General features: G+C 60.8%; 12 protein-coding genes. 8 read left to right on the forward strand and 4 right to left on the reverse strand.

The annotated features are described in order from the left end of the window. Positions 1 to 283: 283 nt before the first annotated feature. A complete protein-coding gene (locus ACFQU1_RS08705; protein WP_378131365.1) occupies positions 284 to 625 on the reverse strand; it encodes a hypothetical protein in 342 nt (113 codons plus the stop codon). Positions 626 to 1,018: 393 nt separating this feature from the next. Between ACFQU1_RS08705 and ACFQU1_RS08710 the strand changes: the two genes are divergently transcribed. The 4 genes from ACFQU1_RS08710 (at position 1,019) to ACFQU1_RS08725 (ending at position 8,506) form a co-directional block, all read left to right on the forward strand. Continuing rightward, positions 1,019 to 2,695 (forward strand): GMC family oxidoreductase, encoded by a 1,677-nt coding sequence (locus ACFQU1_RS08710; protein ID WP_378131367.1) that lies wholly within the window; start codon positions 1,019 to 1,021, stop codon positions 2,693 to 2,695. A gap of 111 nt (positions 2,696 to 2,806) precedes the next feature. Next, positions 2,807 to 3,949 (forward strand): efflux RND transporter periplasmic adaptor subunit, encoded by a 1,143-nt coding sequence (locus tag ACFQU1_RS08715; RefSeq protein WP_378131636.1) that lies wholly within the window; start codon positions 2,807 to 2,809, stop codon positions 3,947 to 3,949. Further along, positions 3,946 to 7,116: an efflux RND transporter permease subunit gene (locus ACFQU1_RS08720; protein ID WP_378131369.1), complete on the forward strand. Its 3,171-nt coding sequence runs from the start codon at positions 3,946 to 3,948 to the stop codon at positions 7,114 to 7,116. Before ACFQU1_RS08715 ends, ACFQU1_RS08720 begins: the two co-directional genes overlap by 4 nt. A gap of 199 nt (positions 7,117 to 7,315) precedes the next feature. Continuing rightward, a complete protein-coding gene (locus ACFQU1_RS08725) occupies positions 7,316 to 8,506 on the forward strand; it encodes an ABC transporter substrate-binding protein (RefSeq protein ID WP_378131371.1) in 1,191 nt (396 codons plus the stop codon). Between the two features lie 260 nt (positions 8,507 to 8,766). Here the strand turns inward: ACFQU1_RS08725 and ACFQU1_RS08730 are convergent, their stop codons facing one another. From ACFQU1_RS08730 to ACFQU1_RS08740, 3 genes are all read right to left on the reverse strand, one after another. After that, complete coding sequence (locus ACFQU1_RS08730; protein WP_378131373.1) at positions 8,767 to 9,180, reverse strand: cupin domain-containing protein; 414 nt, start codon at positions 9,178 to 9,180, stop codon at positions 8,767 to 8,769. Positions 9,181 to 9,244: 64 nt separating this feature from the next. After that, positions 9,245 to 10,069 carry an SDR family oxidoreductase gene (locus ACFQU1_RS08735; RefSeq protein ID WP_378131375.1) on the reverse strand — a complete coding sequence of 275 codons (825 nt, stop codon included), beginning with the start codon at positions 10,067 to 10,069 and terminating at the stop codon, positions 9,245 to 9,247. A gap of 1 nt (position 10,070) precedes the next feature. Next, positions 10,071 to 10,712: an FMN-dependent NADH-azoreductase gene (locus ACFQU1_RS08740; RefSeq protein WP_378131377.1), complete on the reverse strand. Its 642-nt coding sequence runs from the start codon at positions 10,710 to 10,712 to the stop codon at positions 10,071 to 10,073. A 1,143-nt stretch (positions 10,713 to 11,855) separates the two neighbouring features. Here ACFQU1_RS08740 and ACFQU1_RS08745 point away from each other — a divergent pair. From ACFQU1_RS08745 to ACFQU1_RS08760, 4 genes are all read left to right on the forward strand, one after another. After that, the gene (locus ACFQU1_RS08745; RefSeq protein WP_378131379.1) at positions 11,856 to 12,473 is read left to right on the forward strand and encodes a nitroreductase family protein; all 618 of its coding nucleotides are present in this window, start codon (positions 11,856 to 11,858) and stop codon (positions 12,471 to 12,473) included. A 400-nt stretch (positions 12,474 to 12,873) separates the two neighbouring features. Continuing rightward, a complete protein-coding gene (locus ACFQU1_RS08750; RefSeq protein ID WP_378131381.1) occupies positions 12,874 to 13,419 on the forward strand; it encodes a carboxymuconolactone decarboxylase family protein in 546 nt (181 codons plus the stop codon). Between the two features lie 510 nt (positions 13,420 to 13,929). Then, positions 13,930 to 15,486 (forward strand): glycogen synthase GlgA, encoded by a 1,557-nt coding sequence (glgA, locus tag ACFQU1_RS08755; protein WP_378131383.1) that lies wholly within the window; start codon positions 13,930 to 13,932, stop codon positions 15,484 to 15,486. 2 nt (positions 15,487 to 15,488) lie between these two features. Next, positions 15,489 to 17,891, forward strand: a complete 2,403-nt coding sequence (locus tag ACFQU1_RS08760; protein WP_378131385.1) for a glucan 1,4-alpha-glucosidase — start codon at positions 15,489 to 15,491, stop codon at positions 17,889 to 17,891. The last annotated feature ends 614 nt before the right edge of the window (positions 17,892 to 18,505 follow it).

An 18,505-nucleotide genomic window follows, 5' to 3' on the forward strand; every position in this document is an offset into this window, starting at 1 on the left:
CTCCGACACCGCCTAGGAGCTGGGGCTTACCGGTGGCAAGCACTGGAGCGATCGCCGGCAGCCTTGAGCTCTGGTTCGCTCGCTGCTAGCGGTCCACCGGACGTGTCAGGTACGTGGGCGAGGAGAACTAGACTACCCCGCGTTTCATCGACGATCCAAGCTCACAGTGAACGTAGGTGCGGGCACGACCTCAGACCATGCCCGCACCTTCGCGTGGACCTTTTCAAACAATGGCGGCAAGCGAGGGCTGAACATCTTGGGCCACTAACGCAAAATCACGAGGTCACCCGCGTCCAGGGGTGTATCTGCCGTCGAACGTTGCCCCTCGTTTCGGGTCGGCGAACCTGATCCCGATGGCCTGACCGTCCGAGCCGGCGATCCAAGAGACGTCGTAGGTGGTGTATTCCGACGGCGGCCAGAACGACTGGAAGCGCCCGTCCTCGTCCACTTTCCACTCTCCGGACGAACGGACCCCCTTCTCCGTGTAGACGGTGCGCCCGTCAGGGGTGAACACCTGCGTCGCGTCGTCGGCGTAGGTGAGTGGTGCTCGCGTAAGCGCGCTGGGGATGTCGGCCGCGTTAATGCGGTCGCCGTCGATGACCGGGGGTCCTTTAGTTGTCGACATGTCCTGCTCCGTTCAAATGGTGCGTTTGTCAGGCGCTCGCCCGCCACCCTCACGAGTCCGCGCCTCCATGTCGAGACCGGAAGCGGTAATCGGTTCGATGCTCTTCAGCTATGCACTCCATGAGGTCAGAGCCCTGGAGCGTGTAATTTTCGTCGTGATGGAGTATGGCGTGGCCCAGAGCCTCGCCCCATTCCCGAAGTAGGCATACTGCGGCCGTGTCGTATCAGGCGGCCCTACGATCTCCCATAACGATCAGCTATCGACTCCATGGCGAGAGGTCATTTCCCTCGCTGCAAGCGCGAAGTCATTTTCCAAAAACTGGCGCCGCGATGATGCTGCGCCAGCTCCAGTCGTCGATTGAACACTACAGATGGCGCGAAAGAGATCAGTCTGATGTCCGAGGAAGCCTACGATATCGTCATTGTTGGGGCGGGCGCGGCCGGCTGCGTCGTCGCCAGCTATCTCGCCGAACATACGGATGCATCGATCGCGCTGATCGAGGCAGGCGATATGGATCGCGATCCGTTCATCCACGTTCCAGCCGGATTCGCCTTAATGCTGGCCCATGACCGGCATGTCTGGACATACGAGACCGTTCCCCAGCATGGCATCAAGAAGGCGTATCGTTCTGCCAAGGTGCTCGGCGGCGGCTCCTCGATCAATGCAATGGCCTATGTCCGTGGTCAGGAGCGCGACTTTGCCGCTTGGCAGGATGCGGTCGGCGACACCGGCACATGGTCGTACGAGGACCTGCTTCCGGTCTTCATGGCGCAGGAAGACAACGACACTTTCCACGACGAATATCATGGCATCAATGGCGGTCTGGCGGTTTCTTTGCCCAAGGGCATCAACACACTGAACCAATACTGCCTCAAGGCCTTTCAGGAATATGGGCTTCCCTATAATCCCGACTATAACGGCGAGAGCCAGATCGGCGTCTCGCCCGTGCAGTCGACGGTTGGAAATCACCGCCGATGCAGTGCGGTCGACGCATATCTGCGCCCGCACCTCGCTTCGGGCCGCGTGACCCTTCTCACCGGCAAGACCGTCACTCGCATTCTTATCGAAAACAAGCGGGCCGTCGGCGTCGAGCTGAGCGACAATGGACTGAAGACAATCTCGGCCCGCGAGGTGGTGCTGTCGGCCGGTGCCGTCCATAGTCCGACGATTCTGATGCATTCGGGTGTCGGGCCGGCCACGCAGCTGCGCGAGCATGGCATCGCCGTGATCATCGATTCTCCTGAGGTCGGCGAAAATCTCCATGACCACCCGATGGTACCGGTCCGCGCGTATGTGAAGGGCGATCTCGGCTATCAGGCCGCCGCGCACGGCCTCGGCACTGTGAAGGCGGGCCTGCGCTATCTCGTCACCAAGGATGGCCCGGCCGCCGGTACCGGCATCGAGACGGTTTCGCACTGGAACCCGTCCGACTTCACCGCAGATCCCACAATCCAATGCTATCACGCGCCCATCATCGCGAACCAGGACCTCAAAGCTACGGGAGATCGCTCGGGCATCACTTTCGAGCTCGTCGTGCTTCAACCGAAGAGCCGCGGCTGGGTGCGGCTCGCCGACAGCGACCCGACATCGATGCCTCTCATCAACCCGAACTTCATGGGTGAGGAAGAGGACTTGAGGGCCGCAGTCGAATCGGTGCACGCGATCCGCAAGGTCATGGCGCAGGAATCGTTGGCGCCGGTGATCGAGGAAGAGATGGAGCCTGGGCCGCGCATCCAGACGGACGCCGAGATCGGCGAATGGGTGAAGCGTGCCGTGACGACGATGTGGCATCCGGTCGGCACGTGCCGGATGGGCCAGGACGAGCGGGCGGTGGTTGACGCGAGGCTCAGGGTCCGCGGCGTCGATGGTCTCCGGGTGATCGATGCCTCGATCATGCCGAACATCACAAGCGGCAACACCAACGCCCCGACCCAGGCGCTCGCGCGGCACGCCTCGGCGATGCTGGTCGAGGACTTGAAGCTACCCCGTAGACCTCCGGCGCGAAACGACGACGCCGCCAGCAGAGATGTCGCGTCTGTCGACCCATGTAGTTCAATTTTAACATTCTAGGCTCTTGGGGAGACTGAGGTGGATGGGACTGAAATAACGAAGTATAGAGCTCCAGTGACACGGCGCGATCGCGGTTCGTTTCGCCGACTTGCACGATGTGGCGGCTCACCTATCGGTATGCTGTTGGCGTTCGCGCTCGCCGGTTGCAATGAGAAGGCGCAATCGCAGGTAGCCCCGCCTCCCCCGACGGTGACGGTGGCGCAACCGGTCAAACGGACCGTCACCGATTGGGACGAATTCACCGGTCGCTTTGAGGCGATCGAGGAGGTTCAGGTGCGTGCCCGCGTTGGCGGCTTCGTCGACCGTGTAGAGTTCAAGGATGGTGCCATCGTCCGCGCTGGCGATCTGCTTTACGTCATCGATCCGCGGCCATACGAGGCGGTCGCGCTAGAAGCCGAGGGGCAGCTCGCGGACGCACGCGCCAAGGGTGAGCTTGCCAAGCGCGATCTCGAGCGCGCTCTGAGCCTCGTTCAGAGCCGTGCGGTCTCCGAACAAGCCCTCGATCAACGCCGTCAGGCGCTGCAGGCGGCGCGCGCAGCCGAGACCCGAGCCAACGGCGCGCTAAAGGCCGCACAGCTCAACATCGAATTCTCCCATGTGGTGGCGCCGATCGCCGGCCGCGTCAGCCGGCATTTGGTGACCCCTGGCAATCTCGTTCAGGGTAGCGGGGGCGGCGCCACACTGCTGACCTCGATTGTATCGCTCGACCCGATCTACATCTATTTCGACGTCGACGAGGCGACCTACCGGCGCAACAGCCGGCTGTGGTCCGAAGGGCTGCGGCCGGGCTCGCGCGACACACCAAACCCGGTGCAGGTGACGCTGGCCGGCGAGACAAGCCCCTCGCATGAGGGGGAAATGGACTTCCTTGACAATCGACTGGACGACTCGACCGCGACGCTGCGCAGTCGCGCGATCGTCCCCAACAAGGATCTCTCGATCCTGCCAGGCCAGTTCGGCCGGGTCAGGATCATTGGCTCCGCGCCATATGAGGCACTGCTGATTCCAGACACCGCCATCGCGACCGACCAGTCCCGCAAGATCGTGTTCGTGGTCACGGAAGACAACACAGTAGAGGCAAGGCCGGTTGTGCTCGGACCACTCGATGACGGGCTGCGCGTGATTCGCGAGGGCCTCAAGGCGGAGGATCATGTCATCGTCGACGGGCTGCAGCGTGCCCGCGTCGGTGCCAAGGTGACACCGAAAATGGCGCAGACACCGACAGGTGACAAGCCAGCAGGTGCCGAGCCATGAATCTCGGAAGGCTTTCCATCAACCAACCCATCCTAGCGATGGTGCTGTCGATATTGCTTTTGATCGTCGGTGCAATCGCCTATCTAACACTGCCAGTCTCGGAATATCCGCAGGTGGTGCCGCCGACCGTTACTGTCACCACGCAGTATCCTGGCGCCTCGGCGCAGACCGTATCCGACACCGTCGCCGCCCCGATCGAGCAGGAGATCAACGGCGTCGAGGACATGCTGTATCTCTACAGCCAGGCGACCTCGAACGGCCAACTCAGGATCACCGTCACCTTCAAGCTCGGGACCGACCTCGACCAGGCCCAGGTGCTGGTGCAGAACCGCGTCGCAATCGCTGAGCCGCGGCTACCCGAGGAGGTGCAGCGCAACGGCGTCATCACGCGCAAGAACTCGCCCGACAACCTGATGGCCGTGTTCATGCTGTCGCCCGACAACACGTTCGATCAACTCTACGTCTCCAACTACACGTTGCTGCAGGTCCGCGATCAGCTTTTGCGGATCGATGGTATCGGCGAAATCCAGATGGCCGGTGCGCGCGAGTACTCGATGCGGTTGTGGCTCGATCCCGACCGGATCGCCAATCTCGGCCTGACATCGAGCGAGGTACTTTCAGCGATTCGCGCGCAGAACCTGCAGATTGCTGGCGGACAGATCGCGGAGCCGCCGATCGCCGATCGGGCATTCCAGCCGAACCTCGTCTTCACCGGCCGTCTCAAAGATATCAGCGAGTTCGAGGACATCGTCGTAAAAGCCGGCTCCGACGGTCGTATCGTACGGCTGCGCGACGTTGCTCGCGTCGAGCTTGGCGCGCTCTCCTACGGCACCGGCAGCCGCATATTGCGCAAGTCGGCCGTCGCAATGCTGGTGTTTCAACGGCCCGGATCGAACGCGCTTGCGATCGCCAAGGACATCAAGGACACCATGGAGAGGCTGAAGGCGAGCTTCCCAAAGGGGCTCGACTACAATATCGGCTATAATCCAACCGAATTCATCGCCCAATCGATCCATGAGCTGATCAAGACGGTCTACGAGGCGATGGCGCTCGTCGTCATCGTGGTGCTGGTGTTCTTGCAAGGGTGGCGACCCGCGATCATCCCGATCATCGCGATCCCGGTGTCGCTGGTCGGTACCTTCGCGGTGATGGCCGCACTCGGATTTTCGATCAATAATTTGACGTTGTTCGGTCTGGTCCTCGCGGTCGGCATTGTGGTCGATGACGCCATCGTGGTTGTCGAGAATGTCGAGCGACATCTCCGGCACGGTATGGGCCGGCGCGACGCGACGCTCAAGACCATGGAGGAGGTCGGCGGCGCGCTGGTCTCGATCGCGCTTGTGCTCTGCGCAGTGTTCGTGCCGACGGCATTCCTGGGTGGCATTTCCGGAGAGTTCTTCCGGCAATTCGCTGTCACCATCGCGGTCGCGACCGCGATCTCGTGCTTCTGTTCACTGACGCTGTCGCCAGCACTTGCCTCGCTGATCCTGACGCCGCACGAGGAGAAACGTGCGCCGGCGCGCTGGAACATCATCGCGCGGGGCTGGAACAGCTTCACCAGGCTGTTCAACCGGGTCTTCGATCGCCTGGCGTATGGCTACGCGGCTGCCGCCGACTTCGTGATCCGGCATTCGGTGGCGATGCTCGTGATCTATCTCGCGCTGATCGGTAGCGCCGGTTGGCTTCTGGCGACCACCCCACAGGGCTTCATTCCCGCACAGGACCGCGGTTACCTCATCATCTCGGCGCAATTGCCGGGCGCCGCGTCGCTGGCGCGGACTACCGCAGTGGTGCACCAGATCGAGCAGATCGTGCTGGATACGCCAGGCATCGTCCGCATGGGGGCTTTCATCGGTTTCAACGGTGCGACGTATACACAGTCGGCCAACTCCGCGGCGCTGTTTCCGGTGTTCGAGGACCAGGAGATGCGGCAGAAGAAGGGATTATCGGCGAGTGCGATTACCGCCGAATTGCGCAAGCGGTTATCGGTGATCGAGGGCGCGTTTGTCATCGTCATTCCGCCGCCCGCGGTGCCGGGTATTGGCACCGGCGGCGGCTTCGCCATCCGCATCCAGGATCGACAAGGGCGCGGTCCCGAATTGCTGGCAGCTGCGACAGACGAGCTAGTGGCGGCGGCGCGCAAGTCACCGAACCTGACCTCGGTGTTCTCGCCGTTCTCCGCCAACACGCCACAGCTCTTCGTCGATATCGATCGCGTCAAAGCGCAGAAGCTCGGCGTCCCGATCGCAAACGTCAATGACACGATCCAAACTTACTTTGGCTCGACCTATGTCAACGACTTCAACCTGTTCGGACGCACTTATCACGTCACGGCGCAGGCCGACCTGCCGTTCCGCAAGGAGACCTCCGATCTTGCTCGGTTGCGTACTCGCAATGCCGCCGGCGACATGGTGATGCTCGGAAGCGTCGTGGACTTCAAAGACATCTCCGGGCCCGATCGTGTCGCGCGCTATAATCTTTATCCGGCGGCCGAGCTACAGGGCGAGCCGGCACCGGGCGTGAGCTCGACGACGGCGCTCGACACCATCAAGCAGCTGGCCGACGAAACATTACCGAGCGGCTTCTCCTTCGAATGGACCGATCTGTCCTATCAACAGGTGACGGGTGGCAATGCCGGCCTGTATGTATTCCCGCTCTGCGTGCTGTTCGTCTATCTCGTGCTGGCGGCGCAATATGCGAGCTGGACGCTGCCGTTCGCAGTGCTCCTGATCGTGCCGATGTGCCTGTTCGCGGCCACCATCGGCGTGCGCATAATGGGCCAAGACGTCAACATCCTGACCCAGATCGGTTTCGTGGTGTTGGTGGGGCTTGCGGCGAAGAACGCGATCCTGATCGTCGAATTCGCCCGCGATAGCGAGCTCGGGGGCAAGTCACGGCGCGAGGCTATCATCGAGGCCTGCCGGCTTCGCTTGCGGCCGATCCTGATGACCTCGTTCGCCTTCATCCTCGGCGTGCTCCCGTTGGTTGTGTCGACAAGTTCCGGCTCGGAGATGCGCCAGGCAGTCGGTGTCGCCGTGTTCTTCGGCATGATCGGCGTCACGCTGTTCGGCCTGATCTTCACGCCAATCTTCTACGTGGTGGTGCGAAACCTCGCGGAAGGCAAGAACGAGGGCAAGCTTACCCAGATGACGGCGGCGACGGCATGAGTAGCGGTGACACCGATGCGTGATGAAGCCGTGACGCGATCTCCGTCACCCTCAGGGGTGCGGGATGCACATCTCAAAAGGTGCACAGCCTTGCCCTCGGCGCTCACCCTTCGAGCCTCGGCCCGATCAGCACATCAGGACAACGGTCCGGAGCTGCGGGCCTGGAGAGGCAATACTATTGGCTGTGGGGAACCATAAAATGAACTTGGGATTTATCGCTGCGGTCGCGGCGTGCGGTCTATTGGTCTCGGCGCCGGCGTCAGCGCAGGGCGTCAAGATCGGCGTCCTCAATGACCAGTCCGGTGTCTATGCCGACTACGGCGGCAAATATTCGGTCGAAGCCGCCCGGATGGCCATCGAGGATTTCGGCGGCGAGGTGTTCGGCCACAAAGTCGAGCTGGTCACCGCTGATCACCAGAACAGGCCCGATCTTGCTGTCGCGATTGCGCGGCGCTGGTATGATGCCGATGGCGTCGACATGATCACCGAGCTGACCACGTCGACAGTCGCGCTGGCGGTGCAGGAACTCTCCAACGAAAAGAAGAAGATCGATATCGTGGTTGGCTCCGGAACGTCGCGCCTCACCGGCGATGCGTGCACGCCTTACGGATTCCACTGGGCCTACGACAACCACGCGATTGCAGTCAGTACCGGCGGTGCACTGGTAAAGGCCGGCGGCGACACCTGGTTCTTTCTAACCGCTGATTACGCGTTCGGCCACGCGCTGGAAAAGGACACCAGCGAGATCGTCACCCATGCCGGCGGCAGGGTCGTCGGCTCGGTTCGCGTGCCACTGAACTCGTCGGACTTCTCCTCCTTCCTGCTGCAGGCCCAGAGCTCGAAGGCGAAAATCATCGGTCTCGCAAATGCCGGCCAGGATACCAGCAACTCGATCAAGCAGGCAGCCGAATTCGGCATCTTCCGCCAGGGCCAGAAGCTTGCCGCCCTTCTGATGACGCTCTCCGAGGTTCACGGCCTCGGTCTCGACGCGGCACAAGGCCTGGTGCTGACTGAAGGTTTCTACTGGGATCACGACGACCGGAGCCGCGCTTTCTCAAAACGCTTCTTCGAGCGCACCGGACGCATGCCGAACACGAACCATGCCGGCACCTATTCGGCAACGTTGAGCTATTTGAAGGCTGTGAAGGCCGCCGGTACCAAGAACTCCGACGCAGTCGCTAGGAAGTTAAAAGAGCTCCCGGTCGACGACGCATTCGCGAAAGGCAAGGTATTGGCCAACGGCCGCATGGTGCACGACATGTACTTGTTCGAGGTAAAGGCGCCCTCGGAGTCGAAGAAGCCGTGGGATTACTACAAACAGCTCGCCGTGGTGCCGGGCGATCGGGCGTTCCTCACTGCGAAGGAAAGTGGCTGTCCACTGACGAAGTGACGTGCAGTGGCATTTCGGGACGATGAACCGTGCTGAATTCGGAATCTCGAGATTCCGGGTCCGTTGCCCACCATGCGAGCCGCCTGAGGCTTCGGTGATCGCCGTCTCGTCTCCGAAAAATCGACAAGAAAGAAGACGTCGACTTCCTATTGCAGTAGACGGCTTATTGCGTTCCGCCCGACCTCATACCGGAACGCGGCGACCGGCAACCACGATCCTCTATTGGCGAGCCGCTTGGTCACGTCGCCGTTCCCTGAGGCTTATTTGACGGGCGTGGTCAGCACTTTGTCATCGGTGTCGAGGACGAAGACGGCGAGCAGCTTCGCCGGCTCGGTCTTGCTGGCGTTGCGGCTGATCGAATGGGTTGCACCCGGCGGTTCAGACCAACTCTCGCCTGCTCGATAGATGCGTGTTGCGCCATCATTCACCTTCGACTCGACCGCGCCCGAGATCACATAGGCGTAGATGAATGCCGACTTCGCGTGGGTGTGGGACGGGGACGCTGCGCCCGGTGCGTAATTGACTTCCACGGCAATCAGCGACTTGCCGGGGATATTGGGAATAGTCGCCTCGAAGTTCTTCGCGACGGTTTCCGCTTCGCCATCGCGGGCGGAGGTGGGGACCGGCATCGAAAGTGCGAAGGCGACGCAGATGGTGGCGATGATGGCTTTCATGGGCTTGCTCCTTCTTTGACACTGAGGCAGTTCTTGTGGGAGGCTCTGGGTAAAACGCAAGACATCACCGGCTGGCTTGATTGATTGTCGGGCCTCCGCATCGGCCAGTGCCGACTCGGCCCGCAAGGACCTGATCAGCCTCTTTTCGCGAGCGGCGTAACCACTCCTCGAGGTTGAGACGGCCGATACGGGCCTCACCCAATGGTACGAGCGACGTCTCTTCGAGTCGCCCGCCGAAATATCGTGCTTCGGGATCTTTCACGACCTTGCGCCGGTCGCCAACAGCGTTCAAATAGCGAGCAACGATTTCGTTGGACGGCGCTCGCTCCGGTCCCGCGATCTCGACGATCCCATTTCTTGGATTAGTGACGCCGACTTCGGCGACGAAGGCGGCGACATCATCAGCCGCGATAGGCTGAAGCAGGCCAGGCGCAAGCCTGACGACGCCTCCATCCGTGCTCGCATCGGCGATGGCGCCGAGGAATTCAAGGAATTGGGTCGAACGGACGATTGTGTAGGGGATACCGGACGCCTCGATCAGTTTCTCTTGGGTGACCTTGGCGCGGTAATAGTCTTGGCCGGGGACCCTGTCGGCCCCGACGATGGATAGCGTCACATGGTGGCGAATGCCGGCCGCGGCCTCCACGGTGATAAGGTTGCGGCCGGAGGTCTCGAAGAACTCCGACACCGCCCCGCGGTCAATTGAATGCGCATCCGAAAGATCGATCACGACCTGCGCGCCGGCGATCGCTACTTTGAGGCCTTCTCCGGTGACGGTGTTGACGCCCCCTTTGGGCGATGCCGCAACAACCTGATGGCCGCTCTCGCGCAGAATGGCAACGGTCTTCGAGCCGATCAGGCCAGTGCCACCGAACACGACGATCTTCATGTTACGCTCCGTCTGCAGTCGCCCGACGTGGAACCTCCGCCACGACCGTCAGGTCGATCGCCGCGAGCGCTTTCTCCCTCGCTAACCTCGCCTGGTCCCCGGCGAGAAATGCGGTGGCCTGCAAGGGGAAGAATTGTAGTGTTTTCAGCCCGATGGAACCCAGCACCACCGACAAATATGGCCTGAGGAAATCGGGCTGATTGGCTTTCTCGCCCGCAAAGACGCCCCCAGAAGCAATGCCCACAAACACCGGGCGGTCGCTCAGCATTCCAACCTTCCCTGCCGGCGTCGACCTAAACGTGCGGCCGACGCGCAGGATTTGGTCGATCCACGCTTTGAGGACCGACGGAACGGTGAGGTTGTGCATGGGCGTTCCAATGACGATCACATCGGCCGACTCGACTTCCCGAATAAGCACTTCGGAGCGATCAAGCGCGCCCTTCAGCGGCGCAGCCAACGTCGCCGGCGACGACAGGGTGGTCGCATAGTCGGGTGACGCGTGCGGCACCGGAGCCGCGGCAAAGTCTCGTCGGCTGATGCTCGCGCGGGGCGCAACCTCAAGGAGCTTTTTGACGATCGCTGCCGAAAGCTGGCGGCTGTGCGATTCTGGCCGCGGGCTGCAATCAATGTGGAGGATGTTCATGCGAACCTTCCCGATGGCTTTCGCTCAAGTTTCGGATGCTATGCGGCCAGGTCGCGGCGATACTCTACTCATCGGGTGAGCGAGACTCGTTCGGAGCGGGGCCTTCGCGCGACAAGCCTTGTACCGTCCTCGGCACGCGACCCGTCGCGCAACGCGACTATGCCCGTCATGCCAGAGCAGTACCGCGCGCCGCTGCGCCGGAATGGTAAGTCTTCGGATCGCGCCGCGAATCCACAATCCGTCGCCGTTCGTCCAGAGACACGACACGCGCGCACAACACGGCCGTGGTTGTGGCCGACTAACAATTGCTCACGAGCCCGCTAACTCTCTTTGGCTAATGTGCGCGGGAGCAACGATGGAATGCGACATCCGGGGCATTCCCGCCGTGAGCCGGTTTAAGCGGCGGTGCGCTCGCGGTCGCACATTGAAGACGGCGGGCCGACCTGCGCCAGACGATGGTGACGCCAGAGCTATTCGCCCTGGAGGCGGATCGCAGCTGGCTGCTTGGCATAGCGAAGCCTTGGACGCGATGGGAAACGAACATCGCGAAGTGCCAATTCATGTCTTCCTACGCGGAAAGACATCCCGACTACGCCGCACTGCTCGATGCCTGAGCGTCGACCGCGGGGCGCACACACGGGGCCTCAAGGCGACGATATCCCACGCCTATCGAATGCATATCCAAAAGGAATTTCCAATGCGCTCCGCTGCGTTCAATCGTGAGGTCCACTCGGTCGGCCGAACACTTACCCACCTCGAGGTTCGACGAAGTCATTTTGCCGGGCCGGCGTGCCGCGCGCGGGCAACTAAGGAGACCTTCCGTGAAATCACCGAAATTCGTCGGCCGGCTGTTGCCGATCGCGGCCTGGCGGTGCTCGCGTTGATGAGCAGGCTGGCTCCAGCCGGCCCGATCGCCAACGTGGTTGACACTGATGTGTCACAGGTCAAGCCGCCGCCTTGCACCGAGCATCGTGAAGCGAGGCCGCACTGTTCAACCTTCGCCTTCGGACACCCCCCAAGACTCAGGGATCAGATCTCTGAAAGGCCTCAGCACCACAGCATTTCTAGCAAAGAACGCGAAAGCAATCGCCTACCTCAACCATTCCTCCACCCATAGGAATCTCTATGACTGATGGAATCACCATGACCAACGCGGTCGTCGAAACTATCCTGAGCCGCAGATCCACCAAGTATTATGACCCTGCCGCCACTTTGAGCGACGATCAAATCCAAGAGCTGGTGCGAATTGGCACCACCGCGCCGACATCTTTCCACTTGCAGAACTGGCGCTTCATCGCCGTACGCACGCCTGAGGCCAAAGCCCGGCTGCTTCCGATCGCCTGGAACCAGCCCGCGATCATTGAGGCGTCTGTTACCTTCATCGTCTGCGGCCAATTGGCCGACTTCAGCGTAATACCAGATCGCCTGGCACCGGTGGTTGAAGCGGGCATCATGCCGGAAAGGTTGGTTCCGGAATGGGAAAATCCCGCACGCGATCTGTATAGAGACTATCCGCAGCGTCAGCGCGACGAGGCGGTACGCACCGCAACCTTCGGCGCAGCGGCGATGATCTATGTGGCCCGCTCGTGGGGCTTAGGTTCGACACCGATGATCGGTTTTGATGACGAAGCGGTACACCGCGAGTTCGGACTAGCCGAGGACGAGGTGCCGGTCATGCTGTTGTCTGTAGGCGCGGAGCGTCCGGGAAACTGGCCGCAGAAGCCGCGCCGTCCGGTACCCGATGTGCTGGATTTCATATAGTCGCGGACTCCGGTCTTGGAAGGGCGGCGGCGGGGAAGCAGCCCGCGGATTGAGTTGCTTAATCAGTCCGATACGGCCGACCGGCTCAGATCGTCCGGCGGTTGCGAAACAGCGGCGGCGGGCGGTTCTCGGCAACGATGAACAACACAAGGCATCAGTCCGTCGTCGAGGCTCTCACCGACGTCAAACGGAATTACCCGCGATCGCACCAGTCCAATAACCTCGCCGGCGATAGCGCCGAACGAGTAAGCGTCCTCCATGTGGGAGGCGACTGCAAGGTACCTCCCGCGTGAAGGCCGGATCAGTTTCGATCCGACGCCTGCGCGCGAGGTGAGCCATGAGACGGTTCACATATGGACTTTCCTCAAATTAGTAAAACCAGCAACGTCGGGAGACTACGATGGCAAGGACCGCAGCTCTAACGCCGGAACACGTGCCGGCCGATTGCAAACAAACTCTCGATACCTTCACTAAGAACATCGGGTTCACGCCGAATATGATGGCGAGCTTCGCGCAGAGCCCGATCGCGTTCAATGCATGGGCCTCCCTGCTCGGCTCCTTGAGTAAGGTGCTCGACGTGAAGACGCGCGACAGCATCGGCCTTGCTGTGTCCGAAGTGAATGGCTGCAATTATTGCCTGACGGTTCACAGCTTTACGGCTGAACATATGGCCAAACTGCCGGCCGAAGAAATCATTCTCGCTCGGAAGGGTCACGCCAGTGAGCCGAAGCGGGATGCTGCCGTTCAGTTCGCGCGCAAAGTCATCGAGACCCGCGGCCATGTCAGTGACGCCGATCTGAAGGCCGTTCGCGATGCTGGCTACTCGGATGCGAACATTATTGAGATCGTCGCATTGGTGGCCATGTACTCCCTGACGAATTTTTTCAATAACGTGTTCGATCCCGAGAAGGACTTTCCGGCCGTTGCTCCGGCGGGGTCGATCTGAGTTCTATCCGGTCGCGTCGACCGTCTCCGAGGGTCCTCGGAAGTGTCGTCTCATGCGCGTAACGCCAAAGCCCGGATGCGGGTCCCGGCTATCGTATGAGCGATCGCCGAGAGGATTTCGTAACACTAAGTCATGCCGGACGGCACCGTTCAGATATATATCCCGCGAATGGCATCCGGATCCATTCGCCACCGATAAGGCCGGCTTCACAACAGCGTAGCCTCAACCCTGATTCGTCGGCGACGACCTAGACGTCAACCTGTTGCGACGACGGTATGCGGCTCGCCGCTTTCAACGTCCCATCAACTAAGACAGTGCAGCGATGTTGTTGCCTCGCAAGTCCTTTCGTCAGATGGCCCAATGGTGCCGCTTACTACTTTCTTTTGAACGACGGCGCTCCTGCGCTACCAACAATATGCGCGTGGACGCGTGATCAATTGTCCATCACATCGACGACCGCCTCGGGCCTCTCCGGTGGCGCACAAGGATGATCGGAGACCGCAGGATACGATGAACAAAGCACTCGATACGGCATCCCGCGCGCGTCGTATTCTGTTCGTGACATCGGAAGTATTCCCCCTGGCCAAGACAGGGGGCCTCGCAGACGTCTCGAGCGCACTTCCTGCCGCAATGTCGTCTCTGGGGGCGGACGTCCGTGTCATGCTCCCTGCCTATCCTCAAGCACTCGATCTCGCGCGCGACCTGCGCGTCGTGCCAGGCGGGGATGTACCCGAGGGCAGACTACTCGTCGGGCGCACGCCCGATACGCAGATACCCATCATCCTATTCGATGCGCCGGCGCTCTTCACCCGCAAAGGCGGTATTTATCAAGATGAAAGTCGTGAGAATTGGCCCGACAACGATCGCCGTTTCGCATCGTTCAGCCGCGCCGCGGCGTTGGTCGGATTGGGGAGGACCAGTCTCGCCTGGTGTCCGGAAATCGTTCACGCCAATGACTGGCATACCGGAATGGTCTCCGCATTCCTGCATTTCAGCGGGGAACGCCGCGCCAAAAGCGTGTTCACGATTCACAACCTCGCCTTCCAAGGCAATTTTCCCCTAGCCTCTTTCTCGACCCTTGGCCTCCCGACCGAAGCATTGTCTCCGGAAGGTTTGGAGTTCTACAATCAAGGATCCTTTATCAAAGCGGCCATCCGCTACAGTGACCGTCTGTCGACGGTAAGTCCCACTTATGCGCGTGAAATCCTGACCCCGGAACATGGCTGTGGACTCGATGGTCTGCTGCGATCCCGCGCTTGCGATCTCGTCGGCATCCTCAATGGCGTCGATTACGGAGTTTGGGATCCCTCCAACGATATTGAGTTGCCACGCAAGTACAGCCCGGACGACCTCAGCGGAAAAGACGACTGCAAGTCTCAGCTTCGTGATGAGATAGGTCTCCCGCAAGAAAGCCAGTCTCCGATCATCGCCTACGTCAACCGCCTAACCGACCAGAAGATGGCGGATGTCGTCCTTGACGCCTTGCCGCAGCTTGTCGCTACAGGTGCGCAGATCGTGATCCATGGCACCGGCGACAGGAGGTTCGAAGAACACTTCGCTCACGCGGCGCAGGCGTACCCCAATAACGTTGCGGTCCGCCTCGGCTATACTGAGGCGCTCGCGCATCGCATTGTTGCCGGCTGCGATCTTTCCCTCACGCCTGCCCGTTTCGAGCCGTGCGGACTGACAACCATGTACGGGATGCGTTACGGCGCGCTGCCCATCACACGCGCCGTCGGCGGCATCGCGGATATTGTCGACGATGCTGGCGTAATGAACGCAGACAATGTTGTCGGCACCGGCTTCTTATTCGACAAGGCCGCAGCTGACGACATGGTCGACAGCATGCTGCGCGCCGCATCGTGGTATCGGGACAGCGCCGCCTGGAAGCGCCTTCAGCGCCGCGCCATGACGCGAAACTTCGCCTGGGGACAATCCGCTCAGCAATATTTGGCGCTTTATGACTCTGCTCTCGGCGTAACCACGCCTGACGAATGCCGGCCCATACGGATCGATCCGCCAATTGCTCCCTCTATCCAACGCAACCTCTTTCAGCTGGAAGCATAGATATGGCTTTCGAACACTCAGCGCCGGGATGGCCAGGCAGTCCAGCGCGATGGACGTCAACTGCAAAAAGCGGCGTCGGAACAGCCTTACAGCCACAAAGCCGGGTGTGGTTCACGCTGAGCCACGGCATCCTCAACGAGATCTATTATCCGCGTATCGATCAGGCGTGTACGCGGGACCTCGGCTTCATCATTACCGACGGCCACAGCTTCTTCTCGGAAGAAAAGCGCGATGCACATAGCACAACGCAACCCATCGCTGACGGCATACCCGCTTTCAATATCACCAGCGTATGTAACAACGCACGCTACCAAATCGAAAAGCTGGTGTTCATCGATCCTTGCCGGGATGTGCTGCTTCAACGTGTAACGTTTGAAGCTCTCGTCGGTGCAACGACGGACTATCAGCTTTATGCTCTGCTGGCGCCGCACCTTGTCAACAAGGGCGCCGGCAACACGGCGTGGATCGACGACTACAAAGGCTCCTCGATGCTTTTTGCCGAAGGTGGTGGGACAGCGCTCGCCCTGGGTTGCTCGGTCCCCTTTACCGCAAGCTCGGCCGGATTCGTCGGTGTGTCCGATGGTTGGCAGGAACTTCGGCGGCATTTCACGCTCCACCAGCGCTACGACCACGCGCGCAACGGCAATGTCGCGCTGACCGGCCAGGTGAATTTGGCCGCGAGCGATGGGACTTTCATCCTCGCGCTGGGCTTCGGTAGGACACCAGCTGAGGCAGCGCTGCGCGTTCAAATGAGCCTCAAGGAGAACCTTGACGCTACTCTCAAGGAATACGTGGCCGGATGGCGCTCCTGGCATGACACGCTGCTGCCACTTGACCGTACTCGGCGTCAAGCGAGCAATAGAATGTATCGGGTGAGCACAGCCGTGCTGCGTACGCATGAGGCTCGCAGCTTTGCCGGCGGCTACATCGCAAGCCTGTCCGTTCCCTGGGGCTTTGCCAAGGGCGACGAGGATCTCGGCGGCTACCACCTCACCTGGCCGCGCGACCTCGTACAGATCGCCGGCGGCCTATTGGCCGTGGGGGCAAAAGAAGAAGTGCGGAATATCATTAAATACCTTCAGGGCATTCAGGAGGCGGACGGTCACTGGCCCCAGAATAGCTGGCTCGACGGCACGCCGTATTGGGTCGGCGTCCAGCTCGACGAATGTGCCTTTCCTATCCTGCTCGTCGATCTCGCGCTGCGCGAAGGCGCTTTGACCGAATCAGATTTGCCCAGCCTCTGGCAGATGATCGAGAGAGCGGCGGGGTACGTCATCAGAAATGGACCTGTCACGGGGCAAGACCGATGGGAAGAAGATGGTGGCTACTCGACATTTACTCTCGCGGTTGAAATTTCCGCATTGCTGGCGGCCGCCGATTTGGCCGACCGCGTCGCTTCAACGCACCTAGCAGCCTATCTTCGTGAGACCGCCGACATCTGGAATAGCCTGGTCGAGCATTGGACCTATGCCACCAATACACCGATCACCCGTCAGGTCGGGGTCGACGGCTATTACGTCCGCATTTCCCCGCCAGAGACCGCCGATGGTGCGAACCCAATAGACGGCTTTATCCCGATCAAGAATCGTCCCCCGGAAGAGAGTAGCGAGAAGGCCTCGCTCGTCGTTAGCCCGGACGCGCTTGCGCTCGTGCGCTTCGGATTGCGAGCCGCGGATGATCCACGCATTCGCAACACGGTGCAGGTGATCGATGCCTTGGTCAAGGTCGATTTGCCTGCAGGGCCGTGCTGGTACCGCTACAATAATGATGGCTACGGGGAGCATGAGGACGGCCGGCCATACGACGGCACCGGAATAGGTCGGCCTTGGCCCTTACTGACAGGAGAGCGAGCCCACTACGAACTCGCCGCTGGTGACAAGTCCGCGGCGAAAAAATTGCTCTCGGCGCTCGAAGGTTTCGCCAACGACGGTCAACTTCTCCCAGAACAAGTCTGGGACGCGGCGGATATCCCGGAGCGGGAGCTTTTCCACGGCAGACCCACGGGTTCAGCGATGCCGTTGGCCTGGGCGCATTCAGAACATCTCAAGCTTCTGCGATCGCTGGCCGACGGGCGGGTATTCGATATGCCGCCACAACCGAAGCAGCGCTATCAAGTCGAGAAAATGCACCCTCTCCATTGTCTCTGGCGGTTCAATAACAAGTGCCACCGAATATGGGCGGGACGAATGCTTCGTATCGATCTTCTTTCGACAGCGTTAGTCCACTGGAGTGCCGACGGCTGGCAAAACGTCGAAGTCACACCGACCAAAGACAGCGGCCTCGGCACTCACTTCGCCGATCTCGATACGGCGCGCCTTAAGCCGGGCGACGCGATTGTGTTCACGCTCTATTGGCCGGCCGCGGATCGATGGGAGGGTGTGGATTATAAACTCGCCGTCGAGTGATCGCTTCGTCAAACAATGACGATCAAGCTGCCGGCGCTCGATGCGCCCGGCGCGGAACTACGGTCACGAAACACGCGAATTTACTCGAGGATTACGGTCAAAGCCTTGGCTGGACAACATCATACGCGATCTGGTGCTCCGCCGCGATGGGGCGCTACGGATACGGACGACCGGGTCGATCAGACGCCAGCGCACTAATGGAACCGCCGATGACTGGCGCATTTCGTGAGTTCGCCTACTTTGGCATGCATCGGCTCGGCGCCGATCTTTGCGTGCGCGTGTTTCCGCCCTGGGCGCGACGGCTCGTCGTTGTGGACTCGTGTCACAGGTCTCGAGGCGGGCGAATTGCAATCCTTGCACGCCGACGGGCTCTTCGTCGGCACGCTCGGTGACCGCGCTTCTTTTAGTTACCACCCGCGCCCCGAAGGCGCGCAGGGAATGGTCATTTCGACGACATCTACGCCTTTCCGCCGATCCTCGGCGAATACGGTCTCACGTACTGCGCGCCGTCGAGAGTGTTGCCAGTTAAAAACAAATCTCATTGCGGTCATGGTTTTTGTGCGCTGGGTCGGTGGCATCGATTCCATAGCCACAGGTCATTAGACCATCGAGTC

The organism is Chelatococcus sp. GCM10030263, assembly GCF_042666455.1.
Lineage (GTDB): Bacteria > Pseudomonadota > Alphaproteobacteria > Rhizobiales > Beijerinckiaceae > Chelatococcus.